Consider the following 16,001-nt stretch of genomic DNA (forward strand, 5'->3'; position numbering starts at 1 on the left):
CGTCGAACAGGAGTCCATGTGGTGACCTCGGGAGTCGAGCCGCCGGCCGGTGCCGTGGAGGGGAACGCCGGGGTGCTGTCCGTCGGGCAGGAACGGCTCTGGTTCCTGGACCAGTTGGAGCCGGGGGACCCCGCGTACAACATCCCGTACGTGCTGCGGCTCGGCGGCGCGCTCGACGCCGCGGCGCTGGGACGGGCGCTCGACGGCGTCGTCGCCCGCCACGAGGCCCTGCGCACGCGGTTCCCCGCCGAGGACGGGCGGCCGTCGGCGGTCGTGGACGCTCCCGGGCCCGTTCCCCTCGACCGGCGCGACCTGCGCGGCGCCGGCGCGCGGGAGACCGCCGGGACGCTGGCCTCGCTCACCAACGCGGGGTTCGACCTGGCCGCCGGACCGCTGCTCAGGGCGGCGCTGCTGCGCACCGGCGACGAGGAGCACCTGCTCTGCCTCGTCCTGCACCACATCGTCGCGGACGGCTGGTCGCTCGGGCTGCTCCGGGCCGAACTGGCCGACCACTACGCGGCCTACGGGGAAGGCCGCGAGCCCGCCCTTCCCGCCGTGCCCTCCTACCGGGCGCACGCAGCCGCCGAACGCGCCTGGCTCGACGGCCCCGAGGCCGCCCGCGCGCTGGCCCACTGGCGCGAGCACCTGTCCGGGGCGCCCGCGCTGGAGCTGCCGCTCGATCTGCCCCGGCCCGCCGCGCCGAGCAGTTCCGGCGCGTACCACACCCGGGTGCTGCGCGGGATCGGTCCCGCTCTGGACGCCTTCGCCCGCGCCCACCGCGTCACGCCGTTCATGGTCCTCGCCACCGCCTACACGAGCGTGCTCCACCGGAGCACCGGACAGGACGACTTCTGCGTCGGCGTGCCCACCGCCGCGCGCGACACCGTCGACAGCGAGCGGACGATCGGCTACTTCTCCTCCGCCCTCGTCCTGCGGGCCGACTTCGCCGGAGCCCCCACCTTCGCCGCCGCCCTGCGCAAGACCCGCTCCGACTGGCTGCGCGCGCTCGCCCACCGGCGCGTCCCCTTCGAGCGCCTCACCGAGGAGCTCAGGCCCGAGCGGGACGCGGGCCGCACGCCCGTCTTCCAGACCCTGCTCGCCGTCCACACCCACGAGGGCGGCGCGCTCGGCGAACAGGGCTTCGCCGATCTGACGTGCACCGAGACCGACGGCGGGCACACCGCCGCCAAGTTCGAACTCGGCCTGGACATAAGGCCGGACGGGGACGACCTGCACGCCGTCTTCGGCTACCGCACCGACCTGCTGCACGCGCGCACCGCCGCCGCGTTCGGGTCCCGCTTCGAGACGCTCCTGCGGGCCGCGCTCGCCGCCCCGGAGACGCCGGTCCACCGGCTCCCGCTGCTCGACGCGGACGAACTCCGGCTCCTCGCCGACGGGTCCCGCGGTCCCGGCCCCGCCGGGCCGGCCGCCCCGACGGTCCTCCGGGCCGTGGACCTGGCGGCGGCCGAGCGGCCCGGCGCACTCGCCGTCGTCGGGCCCGACGAGAGCCTGACCCGCGGCGCGCTCGCCGACGCCTCCCGGGCGCTGGCGGCCCGGATGGCCGCGCACGGCGTCACCCGCGGCGACCTGGTCGCGCTCTGCCTCCCCCGGGGGCCGCGGGCCGTCGTCGCGATGCTCGCCGCCTGGCGGCTGGGCGCGGGCTACCTCCCGCTCGACCCCGCGTACCCCGCCTCCCGGCTCGCCTTCATGCTCGCCGACAGCGGCGCCGCGCTGCTCGTCACCCCGGACGGGACCCTGCCCGACGGCTTCCCCGAAGGCACCCCCGGCAGTGTCCCCGAAGGCGCCCCCGGCAGCGTGCCCGGCGGCATCCCGCTCCTCTCCCTGCTCCCCGGCCCGGCGGAGCCCGTACCCGGCGCGCCGCCGGAGCCGGCCGCGGGAGACGGGGCCGGCCCCGACGACCCGGCGTACCTCATCTACACGTCCGGCTCGACGGGGACGCCCAAGGGCGTGCTCGTGCCGCACCGGGCGCTCGCCGCGCGGGTCGCCTGGATGCGCGAGGGGTACGGCCTCACCGGCGACGACCGCGTGCTCCAGTACGCCACGCTCTCCTTCGACACCAGCGCCGAGGAGCTGTTCCCCGCGCTCGCCGCGGGCGCCGTCCTCGTCACCGCCCGGCCCGACACCACCCTCCCCGACCAGCTGGCCGAGCCGTACGCCGCCGGCGTCACCGTGCTGGACCTGCCCACGCCCTACTGGCACCACCTGGTCGCCGACCTGGACGAGACCCCCTGGCCGGACCGGCTGCGCCTGCTGGTCCTCGGCGCCGACCAGGTCCAGCCGCACGCCGTCGCGGCCTGGCGGGCGCGGTTCGGCGACCGGGTGCGGCTGGTCAACTCGTACGGCCCCACCGAGACGACGATCATCGCGACCACGGCGGTCCTCGGCGACGGGGACGGCACCGCGCGTCCGCCGATCGGACGCCCGATCGGCGCGACGACCGTCGCGGTCCTCGACCGGCACGGCGGCCCGGTGCCGCCCGGAACCCCCGGGGAGCTCGTCATCGGCGGTGCCGGAGTGACCGACGGCTACCTGGGCCGGCCCGGCGCGACCGCACGCGCCTTCGTCCCCGACCCCGACGGGCCGCCGGGCGCCCGCCGCTACCGGACCGGCGACCTGGTGCGGCGCCGGGCCGACGGGGAGCTGGAGTTCCTGGGGCGCATCGACGACCAGGTCAAGGTGCGCGGCTACCGGGTGGAGCCCGGGGAGGTGGAGGCCGCGCTCCTCGAACTCCCGGGCGTCGGACGGGCGGTCGTCACCGCGCGCGGGGACGTCCTCGTCGCCCACGTGGTCCCCGTGCCGGACGCTCCCGCACCCGACGCGGACGCCCTGCGCGGCGGACTCGCCGCGGTGCTGCCGCCGCACGCGGTCCCCCACGCCTTCGTCCTCCTGGACGCGCTGCCGCTCACCCCGAACGGGAAGCTCGACCGGGCCGCGCTGCCGGCACCCGACGCGGGGGCCGCGCCCCGGGCCGTGCACGTACCGCCGCGCACGGAGGCCGAGGAGCTCGTCGCCGACGTGTGGGGCGAGGTCCTGGGCGTCGCCGGGATCGGCGCGCACGACGACTTCTTCGCCCTGGGCGGGCACTCCCTCCTCGCCACCCGGGTCGTCGCCCGCGTCCGCGCCGCCGTCGACCTGTCCGTACCGCTCCGCGCGCTCTTCGCCCACCGCACGGTGGCCGCCTTCGCCGAGGCCGTCGAAGCCGCCCTGGCCGCCGAGATCGACACCCTGTCCGAGGCCGCCGCCGTCGAACTCCTGGCCGCCCAGGACGCCCTGGAAGGAAGCCGACCGACGTCATGAGCACCACCGACACCACGACCCCGGCCGACCCGTCCCCGGAGCCCGCGCCCGCCCGCGCCGGCGGCGCCGCTCCCCCGCCCGCCCCGGCCCCCGCCACCACGGCTCCTGCCGATGCGCCCCCGGCACCCCGGCCCGCCCCCGCGCCCGCCCTCTCCGACGCCAAGCGCGAGCTGCTCCGGCGGCGGCTGGCGTCGCGGGCGAAGCCCACGGCCGTCATTCCCCGCCGCGCCCCGGGAACGCCCGTCCCGCTCTCCTTCGCGCAGGAACGCCTGTGGTTCATGGAGCAGTTCGCGCCCGGGACCTCCGCGTACAACATCCCCGTCGTACGGCGGCTGCGCGGCCCCCTGGACACCGGCGCCCTCCGGGCCGCGCTCGACGCGAGCGCCGCCCGCCACGAGACGCTGCGCTCCCGCTACCCGGCGACCGAGGACGGGCGCCCGCTGCTCGTCGTCGACCCGCCGGGGCCGGTCGCCCTCACCCTGGTGGAGGCGGCCGACGAGGCCGCCGCCGAGCGGATCGTGGACGAGGCCGCCGCGGTCCCCTTCGACCTGGAGGAGGGGCCGCTGTTCCGGTCGCTGCTGGTGCGGCTCGCCGACGACGACCACGTCCTCCTGCTGCTCGTCCACCACAGCGTGAGCGACGGCTGGTCGAGCGAGGTGCTCCTCGGCGAGGTGCTGCGGAGCTACGCGGCCCGGGCGGCCGGCGCGCCGGACCCGCTCCCGGAACTCGCCGTCCAGTACGGCGACTTCGCACTGTGGCAGCGCGAGCGCCTGAGCGGCGAGCGGCTCGCCGCCGAACTCGCGCACTGGGGACGCGAGCTGGGCGGGGTCGAGCCGCTGGAGCTGGCCTTCTCGCGGCCCCGGCCGCCCCGGCAGACCTTCGAGGGCGCCGGTTACGCCTTCTCCGTGGACCGGCCGCTGCTCGACCGGCTGACCGCCCTCGGCGACCGGCACGACGCCACTCCCCACATGGTGCTCCTGGCCGCGTTCCAGGTCCTGCTGTCCCGCTACGGCGGGCGGCGAGACTTCGCCGTCGGCTCGCCCGTCGCCGGCCGTCCGGAGCCCGAACTGGAGCCGCTGGTCGGCATGTTCGTGAACGTGCTCGCGCTGCCCGCGAGACTGGAGGGCGATCCGTCCTTCGCCGAGCTGGTCCGCCGCACCCGCGAGACCTGCCTCGACGCGTACGCCCACCAGGAGCTGCCCTTCGCCCAGCTGGTCAGCGAGCTGAACGTGCCCCGGGACGTCTCGCGGCCCCCGGTCTTCCAGGCCGTCCTCGCCGTGCAGAACTACGCCGTCCAGCGCGACGACACCGGCCTCGGACTGCCCCTGGAGGTCGAGCCGTTCGGCGTCCGGGCGAGCGGCACCCGGTTCGACCTCGAACTCTTCCTCCAGGAGTGGCCAAAGGGCCTGTACGGCTCCTTCAACTACAACACCGACCTGTTCGCCGAGGAGGACGTCGCCGTCCTCGCGTCCCACCTCGGACGGCTCCTCGCCGCCGTGGCCGCCGCGCCCGACGTCCCCCTCTCCGGCCTCGACGCCCTCACCGACGAGGAGCGGGCCTTCGAGACCGAGCGGTTCAACGACACCGCCGTCGACCGGCCGGCCACCACCCTGACCGCCCTCTTCGCCGAGCAGGCCGCCCGCACCCCGGACGCCGTCGCGGTCGCCGTCGAGGACCGGCCCGCCCTGACGTACCGCGCGCTGGACGCCCTGGCCGACCGGATCGCCGCACGCCTCGCCGCGGAGGGCGTCGGCCCCGGCGACCTGGTCGCCGTGAGCGCCGAGCGCTCGCCGGAGCTCGTCGCCGGGCTCCTCGGGGTGCTGCGCGCCGGAGCCGCGTACACCCCCCTCGAACCGGAGTACCCGGCCGAGCGCCTGGCCTTCCTGCTCGCCGACAGCGACGCCCCGATCCTGCTCACCCAGCGCGGGCTCGCCACCCCCGACGGCTGCACCGCCCGCGTCCTGCTCCTCGACGATCCCGCCGAGTGGCCGCGCGCCCGCACCGTGCCCGCCGGTCCGCGGCCGGACGACACCGCGTACCTCATCTACACCTCCGGCTCGACCGGCCGTCCGAAGGGCGTGCCCAACACCCACCGGGCCATCGCCAACCGCATCCGGTGGATGCAGGAGGCGTACCGGATCGGGCCCGACGACGCCGTCCTCCAGAAGACCCCGACCGGCTTCGACGTGTCGGTCTGGGAGTTCTTCTGGCCGCTCGCCACCGGCGCGCGGATCGTGCTCGCCAAGCCCGGCGGACAGAAGGACAGCGGTTACCTGCGCGACCTCATCGTCTCCGCCGGCGTCACCGTCGCCCACTTCGTGCCGGCCATGCTCACCGCCTTCCTCTCCGAGGAGGGCGTGGAGCGCTGCACCGGGCTGCGCCGCGTGGTGTGCAGCGGCGAGGCGCTGCCTCCGGACGCCGCCCGCGAGCTGACCTCGCGGCTGCCCGGTCTGGCACTGGCGAACCTGTACGGACCGACCGAGGCCGCGGTGGACGTCTCCGCCTGGGAGTGCGCGGGGCCGATGGAGACCGTCCCGATCGGCCTCCCCATCGACAACACGCGGCTCTACGTGCTGGACGGGCGACTGCGCCCGGTGCCGCCCGGTGCCCCGGGGGAGCTCCACATCGGCGGGACCGCCGTCGCCCTGGGCTACCACCGGCGCCCGGGCCTCACCGCTGCCCGCTTCGTGCCCGACCCGTACGGCCCGCCCGGCTCGCGGCTCTACCGCACCGGAGACCTCGCGCGCCGGCGCCCCGACGGCACGCTCGAACACCTCGGCCGGATCGACCAGCAGATCAAGCTCCGCGGTCTGCGGATCGAGCCCGGCGAGACCGAGGCCGCGCTCCGCGCCCAGCCCGGCATCGCGGACGCCGCCGTCGTGCTGCGCGAGGACCGGCCCGGCGACAAGCGCCTCGTCGGCTACCTCGTGGCCGCCGCGGGCGCCGACGAGCCCGACCCGTCCGCGCTGCGCGCCACGCTCCGGCGCAGCCTCCCCGACCACCAGGTGCCGACCGCCTTCACCGTCGTGCCGGCGCTGCCGCTCACCCCGAACGGCAAGCTGGACCGGCGGGCCCTGCCCGTCCCGACGGTCCACCGCGCCGCCGGGGCGGCCGAGCCGGAGACGCCCGCCGAGACCGTCCTCGCCGAGATCTGGGCGGAGGTCCTGGGGCTGCCCCGGGTGGGCGCCGACGAGAACTTCTTCGACCTCGGCGGCCATTCGCTCCTCGCCACCCAGGTCGTGGCCAAGGCCCGCAAGCGGCTGACGGAGGCCGGGGCCCGCCCGATCAGCGTGATGGACCTGTTCACCCACCGCACGGTCCGCGAGCTCGCCGCCGTCGCCGCCCGGGACGAGCGCGAGCGCGGCCCGCGGTCCCTGCTGCACCGGCTCACCCGCGCGGTCCCCGCCGGACGGCGGCGGCTCACCCTCGTCTGCGTCCCGTACGGGGGAGGCAGCGCCGTCGTCTACCAGCCCGTCGCCGACGCCCTGCCCACCGACACCGAACTGTGGGCCGTCGCCATCCCCGGACACGACCTCGGGGTGACCGAGGAGCGCCTCTCCTTCGACGACCTCGCCGAGGGCATCGCCGCGGAGGTCCGGGAGCGGGTGGAGGGCCCGCTCGTCGTCTACGGCCACTGCGCCGTGGGCACGGCGCTCGCCGTCGCCGTCGCCCGCTCCCTGGAGGCGTCCGGCCGGGAGCTGGAGGGCGTGTACGCCGGCGCCCAGTACCCCTTCGCGAAGCCGCGGAGCCGCGTCCTCACCGCCCTCGGGAAGATCGCCTCACTGGAGCCGCTGGTCGGCGACCGGACGTACGCGAACTGGCTGACCGGCATGGGCGTCGACACCTCCGAGCTCGACGAGGAGCAGGTCCGGTTCGTCATCGGCAACATGCGCCGGGACACGATGGCCGCCGAGGACTGGTTCACCCGGGCCATCGCGGAGGTCGCCGACGGGGCGCCCCGGCTGCGGGCACCGCTCGTCTCCCTGGTCGGCGACCGGGACCCGGCCGCCGACTTCTACCAGGAGCGCTACCGGGAGTGGCTGCTCCTCGCCGAGCGCTCGGCCGTGGCCGTGCTGGACGAGGGCGGGCACTTCTTCATCACCTACCGGGCCGTCGAGGTCGCGGAGGCCGTCACCCGTGTGCACCGCGCCGTCCTGGACGGCACGACCGACGCGCTGCCCGCGGCGGACCCGGAGAACTCCTGGTGGTTCCACGGCGAGACCGGCCCCGCCGCCGACACCACGGCACCGGTGGCCGCCGGACCGGCCTCCGGGACCGAAGCCGCCGACGCCCCGGGGGCCGCGCCCGGCCCCGTCACCGGAGCCGGCGACGGCCCGGCCGCCGGCACGGATCCGGACGACGGCCCGCAGCCCGGCATGGGGCGGTTCCTGCTGGTGGCGGGCGGTCAGCTCGCCTCCATCACCGGTTCCGCGCTCACCGAGTTCGCCCTGCCGATCTGGATCCTCCTGGAGACCGGCTCGATGGCCCGGTACGCCCTGTACGCGGTCGTCGCCATGCTCCCCGGCATCCTCGTCGGCCCGCTCGCCGGGGCGCTCGTCGACCGGATGGACCGGCGCAGGGTGATGCTCGTCGGCGACGTCGCCGCCGGCGCCACCCAGGCCGGGCTGCTCGTCCTGCTCCTCACCGGCCAGCTGCGGTCGTGGGAGGTGTACGTCCTGCTCGGCGTGCTCTCCGTCGCCCTGACCTTCCAACGGCTCGCGTACGCCTCGGCCGTGCCGCAGCTCGTGCCCAAGCGCTATCTGGGCCACGCCAACGGCATCGTCCAGCTCGCCTTCGGCACGGCGCAGTTCGTCGTGCCGCTGGCCGCCGTCGCGCTGATGGCGGCGATCGGGCTGCGCGGCATCCTCGTCATCGACGTGATCAGCTACGCCGTGGCCATCGGGATCCTGCTCGTGGTGCGGTTCCCGCGCACGCTGCCCTGGACCCGGCGCGAGTCCCTCGGCGCGGAGATCCGCAACGGCTTCGCCCACGCGTGGCGGCACCGCGGCTTCCGCTCCATGCTCCTGTGGTTCGCCGGGCTCAACGTCTTCCTCTCGCCGCTCTTCCTCCTCACCACCCCGCTGGTCCTCGCCTTCGACGACCTCGGCGGCGCGGCCCGGGTCGCGGTCGCGGGCGGCGCCGGCGCGCTCCTGGGCGGTGTGGCCATGGGGTTCTGGGGCGGGCCGCGCCGGCACCGGCTGCGCGGCATGCTCGCCCTCGCCGGGCTCCTCGCCCTGGCGGGCGCCGTCACGGGACTGCGCGCGAACCTGTGGGTGGTCGCCCTCGGGGCCTTCGGGATGTCCTTCGCCCTCGCCCTCGTCAACGGGATCTACGCGACGATCGTCCAGACGAAGGTGGCGCAGCGTTTCCACGGGCGGGTGTTCGCCCTCAACACGCTGATCGCCTGGTCCACGATCCCGCTGGGCCACGGCGTCGTCGCCCCGCTCGGCTCCGCGTTCTTCGGGCCGCTGATGGAGCCCGGCGGCGCCCTCGCCCCGGTCTTCGGGCCGCTCGTCGGCACGGGCCCCGGCCGGGGCATCGCCCTGATGTACGTGCTGTTCGGGCTGGCGATGGCGGGCCTGGTCGTGCTCGGTCTCCGGCTTCCGTCGCTGGCCCGCTTCGACCGCGACGTCCCCGACGCGGAGCCGGACGACCTGGTCGGCCTGCGGGAACGGGCCCGGGCCGCGGCGGACCGCCGGGCGAAGGCGGGCGCGGCGGACCGAGGCGCGGCGACGGACGTCACCGGGCGGCGAGCGGCACCGGGCGCCGCCGGCCGAGCGGTGGAGGCGGGCACCACGGACCGCGCGGCGGAGACGGACGCCTCCGGCCTGCGGGCGAAGGCGGGCGCCCCGTGATCCGCCGCCGCCCCGGGACCGGCGGCTCCCCCGCGGCCCCTCCCCCGGCCCCGCCCGCCACCCTGCCGGCGCTGCTCGCCCACCGGGCCGCCGCGCACGGGGACCGTACGGCGATCGTCAACGGCCCGGCGCGGCTGGGCTTCGCCGACTGGCGGGACCGCAGCGGTGCCCTGGCCGCCGCCCTGCGCGCGGCCGGGCTCGCCGCCGGGGACCGGGTCGGGCTGTGCTTCGGCACGGACCGGTGGACGGAGTACGCGGTGGCGTTCCTCGCCGTCCTGCGGGCCGGCGGCGTCGCCGTCCCGCTCTCCGACCGGATGGCGCCCGCCGGCCTGGGGCACGCCCTGACGGACTCGGGGGCCCGCCTCCTCGTGCACGCGGGTCCCGGCGTGCCGGCCGGCACGCCGCCGGGCGTGCGGGGACTCACCGAGGAGGACGCGGCCGGGCATCCCGCCGACCCGGGCCTCCCCGAGCCCGACCCGGCGGCCCCCGCCCAGATCCTGTACACCTCCGGCACCACCGGAGCGCCCAAGGGGGTGGTGGCCGCGCACGCGAACCTGGTGCACGGCTGCACGCGCGACGAGCGGCGCCGGCCGCTCCGCCACTCCCGCAGCTTCCTGCACGCGTTCCCCGTGGGCAGCAACGCGGGCCAGACCATGCTCGTCAACGCGCTCAACGCGCACGCGACCTGTGTCACCGCGCCGCACTTCACCCCGGCGCGGTTCCTCCGGGCGGTCGCCGAGCACGGCGTCGGCAGCGTCTTCGTGGTGCCCGCCATGGCGATCGAACTCCTCGGCTCACCGGCCCTGGCGGCCGCCGCCGGGAACGGCGACCTCGGCGCCGTCCGCCTCGTCGGCTCGACGGCGGCGGCCCTGCCGCAGCAGGTGGCGCTCGGACTCAGCCGGGCGTTCGCCCCGGCCCAGATCGTCAACTACTACACGTCGACGGAGGCCGCCCCCGCCCAGGTCACGCTGCTCTTCGACGCGTCCCGGCCGGAGTCGCCCGGCCGGCCGGCGTCGCTGGCCGACCTGCGCGTCACCGACGCGGCGGGCCGCCCGCTGCCGCCCGGCGAGCCCGGCGAGCTGTGGCTCCGCTCCCCCGGGGCCCCGCGCGCCTATCTGGGGGACGGCGACAACGGGGTGTTCCACGGCGGCTGGACCCGGATGGGCGACCTCGGCCGGGTCGACGAGGACGGCTTCCTGCACCTCCTCGACCGCGAGCGGGACGTCGTCAAGTCCGGTGCCCACAAGGTCTCCACGCTCCAGGTCGAGAACGCGCTGCACGCCCACCCCGACGTCGTCGACGCCGCCGCGGTCGGCGTCCCGCACCCCGTCCTGGGGAGCGTCGTGGCCGCCGCCGTCGTGCCGCGCGGCGCGGACCCGGTGGGCAGCGGCGGCGACCGCGACGGTCTGACCGCGACCGCCCTGCGGGCCTTCCTCCTCGACCTGCTGTCCGTCCACGAACTCCCCGCCACCGTCCTGTTCCTCGACTCGCTCCCCCGCAACGAGGGCGGCAAGGTCCTCAAGCGGGAGCTGCGCCGGATCCTCACCCACGACCCCCGCGAGGCCACCCCATGACCCAGCTCAGCCCGGCCCAGCACGGCATCTGGCTCACCGAGCGCACGCGCGACACCGGCGGCGCCTACCACCTGGCCGTCACCCTCGACCTCGCCGGTCCGCTCGACGCCGACGCCCTCGACCGCGCCTGCCGGACGGTGACGGCACACCACCCGGCGCTCGCGAGCCGTCCGGGACCGGACGGCTCCGTCCACCGCTGCGAGGTCCCGGCCCCGCGGCGCGCCGACTGCGCGCCCGAGGAGCTGGACGCCGCCCTGGCCCGGGAGCGCGCGGCGCCCTTCGACGCCGACGCCGGTCCCCTCTGCCGCTTCACCCTGTTCCGTACCGGCCCCGAGCGCCACGTCCTCCTGGTCGCCGCCCACCACCTCGTCCTCGACGGCGAGTCGAAGGACCGGCTCGTCGCCGACCTCGCCGCCGCCTACCGGGGCGAGCCCCTGCCGCCCGCCGCCGAGGCCCCGGCGGGCCCGCCCGCCCCGGAGGCCCTGGCCGCCGCCCGCGCGTACTGGGAGGAGCGCGGCTACGCCCCGGGCGCGCCCGTCCTGCCCGGCCTGGTGCCGCCGGCGGACGGCGGCCTGGTGGCGGCGCCCGGCGCCGAGGTGCCGTTCCGGCTCGACGCCGGGCGCTGCGCCGCGCTCGCGGAGGCCGCCGGGAAGCTCGGCGTCACCCGCTTCGAACTGCTCCTCTCCGCCTGGCACGCGCTCCTCGTCCGGTACGGGGATCCCGCCCCCTCCACGGCGATCGAGCTGTCCCTGCGGACGCCCGGCGCGCCGGTGGGCGTCGGACTCGCCGTCAACGAACTGCCCCTGCGCGTCGGCCCCGCCGAAGGCCGGGACGCGGTCCGCCTGCCGTTCGAGGACTGGGTGCGCGCGGTGCGGGGCGAGCTGCGGGCGCTGTACCCGCACCGGGCCGTCCCGCTCGGGCAGGCCGTCCGCGGCCTCGCCCCCCGGACGGCGCTCACCCCGCTGTCGGTCAGCTACCGGCGCCGCCCCGCCGCGCCCGCGCCGGATTTCGGGGCCGTGACCGCCGGGGTGCGCTGGATCGGCTTCCCCGGCGCGGTCCGCAACCTCCTCCACCTCCAGCTCGTGGACGGCGGGGACGAGATCCACGGCAGCGCGCAGTTCCGGACCGCGCCGCCCTTCGGACACGCGCCCGGGAAGGACGGCGGCCCGGCCGCGGGGGTCCCCGGCACGGACGGCCCGGCCGTCGTCCGGGGCGCGGACGCCCCGGCCGCCGACGGCGGCGGGTGCCTCACCGCCGGCACCGTCCGCCGGATCGTCGGCCACTGGACGCGGCTGCTCGACGCGGCCCTCGCCGACCCCACGACCCCCCTCGGGGAACTGCCGCTGCTCGACGGGGACGAGCTGCGCGACCAGCTCGCCGCGCCCGCCCCGCGCCCGGAACTCGCCGCGCGCACCGTCCCCGCGCTGCTCGCCGCCCGGGCGGAGGAGCGCCCGGACGCGGTCGCCGTCGTCGCGGACGGCGAGCAGGTCACGTACGCCGAGCTGGCCCGCCGGGTCGCGCACGCCGCGGCGGCGCTCGCCCGGCACGGAGCCGGACCGGGCACCCTCGTCGGCATCGGGCTGCCGCGGGGCCTCGACCAGCTCGTCGCCGTCCTCGGCACGCTGGCCGCCGGAGCCGCCCACCTGCCGCTGGACCCCGGCTACCCGGCGGAGCGGCTGGCCTTCGTCCGGGAGGACGCCGCCCTCGCCCTGCGCGTCACCCACGCCCCGGAGGGCGCCGGCGACCTCACCCCGGCGGACCTCGCCCCGGTGGCCGGCGCCGCCGTGCCGTCCCTCCCGCTCCCCGATCCGGCCCTCCCCGCGTACGTGCTCTACACCTCGGGCTCCACCGGCCTCCCCAAGGGCGTCGAGGTGCCGCACTCCGCCCTCGCCAACGTCCTCGGCAGCCTCGCCGAGCACCTCGGCTCCCGCCCGGAGGACCGCTGGCTGGGACTGACCTCGCTGTCGTTCGACATCTCCGCCGTCGAGCTGCTGCTGCCCCTGACGACCGGCGGGCGCGTCGTCCTCGTCCCCGAGGGCGCCCACCGCGACGGGCCCGCGCTGCTCGGCCTGATCCGCCGCGAGGGCGTCACCCACGTGCAGGCGACGCCCAGCGGCTGGCGGCTGCTCCTCGACGCCGGTCTCGACGGCGCCGTCCCCGTCCCGACCGCGCTCACCGGGGGCGAGGCCCTGCCCGCGCCGCTCGCCGCCCGGCTGACGGCCGCGGCGACGCGGCTGGTCAACGTCTACGGCCCCACCGAGACCACCATCTGGTCCACCCTCGCCGAGCCCGCCCTGACCCCCGGGGGCTCCGTCTCCCTCGGCTCCCCGCTCGCCAACACCCGGGTCTACGTGCTCGGTCCCGACGCGAGGCCGGTGCCGTACGGGGTCGCCGGCGAGCTGTACCTGGGCGGTGCCGGGGTCGCGCACGGCTACCGGGGGCGGCCGGGGCTCACCGCCACCCGCTTCCTGCCCGACCCGTACGGGCCTCCCGGCAGCCGCGTGTACCGCACCGGCGACCTGGTCCGGCGCGGTGCCGACGGGGTCCTGGAGTTCCTCGGCCGCTCGGACAGCCAGGTGAAGCTGCGGGGCCACCGGATCGAGCTGGGCGAGATCGAGGCCCGGCTGGCCCGGCACCCCGCGGTCGCCCAGGCGGCGGCCGTCCTGCACGGCCCGGAGGCCGACCGCCGCCTCACCGCCTACGTCGTTCCGTCCGGCGCGGCCCCGCACCCCGACGCGCTGCGGGCCTTCCTCGCCGGATCCCTCCCGGCGGCCGTGCTCCCGGGGGCGTACGTCGTCCTGGACGCCTTCCCGCTGACGCCCAACGGCAAGCTGGACCGCGCCGCGCTCCCGGAGCCGGAGGCCGTCCGCCCCGAGCCGGCCGCCGCGCCGTCGCCGGACGAGGCGCTCGATCCGGTCGGCGCCGCCGTGCTGGCCATCTGGCGCGAGGTGCTGGAACTCGACGACCTCGCCCCGGACGAGGACCTCTTCGACCTGGGCGGCCACTCCCTGATCATCACGGCCATCGCCGCCCGCATCCACGAGCGCCTCGGCGCCGTCGTCCCGCTGGACGTCTTCTTCGACACACCCACCGCACGCGACGTCGCCGCCGTCGTCCGTGCCCTGCGCGAGGAGCAGCCATGAGCAACGAGACCCGTTACGCCGTCGTCGTCAACGACGAGGAGCAGCACGCCGTCTGGCCGGAGGGCGCCCCGCTGCCCGAGGGCTGGCGGCCCGAGGGCTTCGCCGGCACCGAGGAGGAGTGCGTCGCCCACGTCGACCGCGTCTGGTCCGACATCCGCCCGCTCAGCCTGCGCCGCCGGCTGGCCGCCGAGCGCTCCGGCGGCCGGACGGAGGCCCGATGAGCACGCCGGAGCACTCGCGGCCCCTACCGCCCGACATACTGCCGCCGGACGCGCCGCCGTCGGACGGGAAGGCGCCGCACGAGAGGGCGCCGCACGAGAGGGCGCCGCACGAGAGGGCGTCGGACGCCCTGCCGCCCGCCGTTCCCTCCGACGCCGCGGAGGCGCTCCGTCCGCAGGTGGCCGCGCTCGTGTCGCGGTCCACCGACGGGCTGATCGGCGTACGGGAGCTGCTCGACTCCACCGAACCGCTCGCCGCCCTCGGCGTCAGCTCGCTCTCCCTGCTGCGTCTGGCCGACGCCGTGGAGGAGACGTACGGCGTCTTCGTCGACCTCGGTGACCGCACCCTGCACACCGAGGGCCTGCGCGGGCTCACCGACCGCCTGGTCCGGCTCGGGGCGGAGGCCACGCCATGAACCACTCCGCCGCCGGCGCCGCCCCGGAGCGGCAGGCCCCGCCGGGGGACGGCCGGCTCCCGGACGAGGTCCTGGACGTCCCCTTCGACGGCGGGCGGTCGGGCGACGCGCCCCTCACCTGGGGTCAGCGCGCCCTCTGGCACGCGATCGGCAGGACCGCCCCCCACGACCACTACTTCAACCTCGGCAGGGTCCTGCCCCTCGCCGACCGGGGCGCCCCGGTGGACACCGCCCGCCTCCGCACGGCGCTGTCCGCCCTGCTGGTGCGGCACGAGGCGCTGCGCACGCGGGTGGTGACCGAGGGCGGCGAGCCGGCGCAGCGGCTGCACGCGGAGGGGCGGGCGGAGCTCGTCGTGCGCGACGAGCCCGACCCGGACCGGGCCGGGGAGACGGCCGCGGCGCTGCTGGCGGAGCTGTCCGGGCACCGGTTCGGCTACGCGGAGGAGTGGCCGGTGCGGCTGGGCGCGGTGCGCAGCGGCGGGCGGATCACCCACGCGGTGCTCGCCCTGTGCCACCTGGCCGCCGACGGGCACGCCGCGGAGGTCCTCGTACGGGACCTCCGGCTGCTGGTGCGGCGCGGGGCGGCGGGGCCGGTCAGTCCGGAGACCCCGCTGGACCTCGCCCGGCACCAGCACGGTCCGGCCGGGCGCCGGGCGAGCGAGGCGGCGCTGGCGCACTGGGAGCGCGGGCTGGCGCAGGTGCCGCCGACGATGTTCGCGGAGCGGGTGGCGGAGCCGCTCCGGCCGCGCTTCTGGACGGGCCGGCTGGTCTCGGCGGCCCTGCCGCGCGCCGTGGACGCGGTGGCGGTCGCGCACGGGGTGAGCGGTTCCACGGTGCTGCTGACCGCTGCCGCGGCGCTGGTCGCGGCCGGCCAGGGGCACCGGGCCGCCGCGGTGATGCCGATCGCGGGCAACCGGGCGGCGGAGCGGCGGCGGACCCTGGTCAGCACGCTGTCGCAGGACGCGCTGTTCGTCCTGGCGCTGCCGGACGACCCGGCGGGCGAGGCGGTCTTCACCGACCTGCTGGCCGGGGCGTGGCCCGCCGCGCTGGCCGGCTACCGGGCCGCCGCCTACGATCCGGTCGGCTGGGACGCCCTGCTGGAGCGGGCGGCCCGCGAGCGGGGCGCCGAGGTGCACCCGTACTGCTGCTTCAACGACATGCGCCTGGTGGACCGGGCCGCGGCCACCGGCCCGGCGCCCACGGCCGCGGAGCTGGCGGAGCTGCGCCGCCGCACCGTCCTCGACTTCCCCGCGACGCAGGAACGGGTGGCCTGCCGCTACTGCCTCCACCTGACCGGCGACGCGGCCGCGCTGACCGTCACCCTCACCGCCGACACGGCCTACCTGCCGCCGGAGGCCGTCCACGCCCACCTGCGGGGCATCGAGGAGGTCGTGGTCGCGTCCGCCGCCGGCAGCCCGCCGCCGCTCTCCCGGCTGGCCGGGCTCCTCGCGGGACCGGAGGCCCGCCGGTGAGCGCC

The 16,001-nt window shown here is 77.5% G+C and carries 7 protein-coding genes; all 7 read left to right on the top strand.

Annotation, left to right across the window (positions count from 1 at the left end; translation table 11 throughout):
* Nucleotides 1-18 precede the first annotated feature (18 nt).
* From IE287_RS24945 to IE287_RS24975, 7 genes are read left to right on the top strand one after another with little or no spacing between them, the layout of a single operon-like run.
* Nucleotides 19-3,318 (top strand): non-ribosomal peptide synthetase, encoded by a 3,300-nt coding sequence (locus IE287_RS24945; RefSeq protein ID WP_189851408.1) that lies wholly within the window; start codon nt 19-21, stop codon nt 3,316-3,318.
* Nucleotides 3,315-9,173: a non-ribosomal peptide synthetase/MFS transporter gene (locus IE287_RS24950; RefSeq protein ID WP_189851409.1), complete on the top strand. Its 5,859-nt coding sequence runs from the start codon at nt 3,315-3,317 to the stop codon at nt 9,171-9,173. The genes IE287_RS24945 and IE287_RS24950 overlap by 4 nt, the downstream gene beginning before the upstream one ends.
* On the top strand, nt 9,170-10,747 hold the full coding sequence (locus IE287_RS24955) for a class I adenylate-forming enzyme family protein (protein ID WP_373307894.1): 1,578 nt from the start codon (nt 9,170-9,172) through the stop codon (nt 10,745-10,747). The genes IE287_RS24950 and IE287_RS24955 overlap by 4 nt, the downstream gene beginning before the upstream one ends.
* The gene (locus IE287_RS24960) at nt 10,744-13,890 is read left to right on the top strand and encodes a non-ribosomal peptide synthetase (RefSeq protein WP_189851410.1); all 3,147 of its coding nucleotides are present in this window, start codon (nt 10,744-10,746) and stop codon (nt 13,888-13,890) included. Before IE287_RS24955 ends, IE287_RS24960 begins: the two co-directional genes overlap by 4 nt.
* Nucleotides 13,887-14,111, top strand: a complete 225-nt coding sequence (locus IE287_RS24965; RefSeq protein WP_043220546.1) for an MbtH family protein — start codon at nt 13,887-13,889, stop codon at nt 14,109-14,111. The genes IE287_RS24960 and IE287_RS24965 overlap by 4 nt, the downstream gene beginning before the upstream one ends.
* Nucleotides 14,108-14,524 (top strand): acyl carrier protein, encoded by a 417-nt coding sequence (locus IE287_RS24970; RefSeq protein WP_229883708.1) that lies wholly within the window; start codon nt 14,108-14,110, stop codon nt 14,522-14,524. Before IE287_RS24965 ends, IE287_RS24970 begins: the two co-directional genes overlap by 4 nt.
* Entirely contained in the window at nt 14,521-15,996 is a 1,476-nt protein-coding gene (locus IE287_RS24975) for a condensation domain-containing protein (protein WP_189851411.1), read from the top strand. Before IE287_RS24970 ends, IE287_RS24975 begins: the two co-directional genes overlap by 4 nt.
* Nucleotides 15,997-16,001: the final 5 nt, after the last annotated feature.

The sequence above is a fragment of the Streptomyces omiyaensis genome (assembly GCF_014650895.1).
GTDB classification, from domain to species: domain Bacteria; phylum Actinomycetota; class Actinomycetes; order Streptomycetales; family Streptomycetaceae; genus Streptomyces; species Streptomyces omiyaensis.

Bases quoted from the DNA above. Each gene is read 5' to 3' on its own strand.
- IE287_RS24970 (WP_229883708.1), top strand. From the start codon at position 14,108: ATGAGCACGCCGGAGCACTCGCGGCCCCTACCGCCCGACATACTGCCG.
- IE287_RS24975 (WP_189851411.1), top strand. From the start codon at position 14,521: ATGAACCACTCCGCCGCCGGCGCCGCCCCGGAGCGGCAGGCCCCGCCG.
- IE287_RS24965 (WP_043220546.1), top strand. From the start codon at position 13,887: ATGAGCAACGAGACCCGTTACGCCGTCGTCGTCAACGACGAGGAGCAG.
- IE287_RS24960 (WP_189851410.1), top strand. From the start codon at position 10,744: ATGACCCAGCTCAGCCCGGCCCAGCACGGCATCTGGCTCACCGAGCGC.
- IE287_RS24950 (WP_189851409.1), top strand. From the start codon at position 3,315: ATGAGCACCACCGACACCACGACCCCGGCCGACCCGTCCCCGGAGCCC.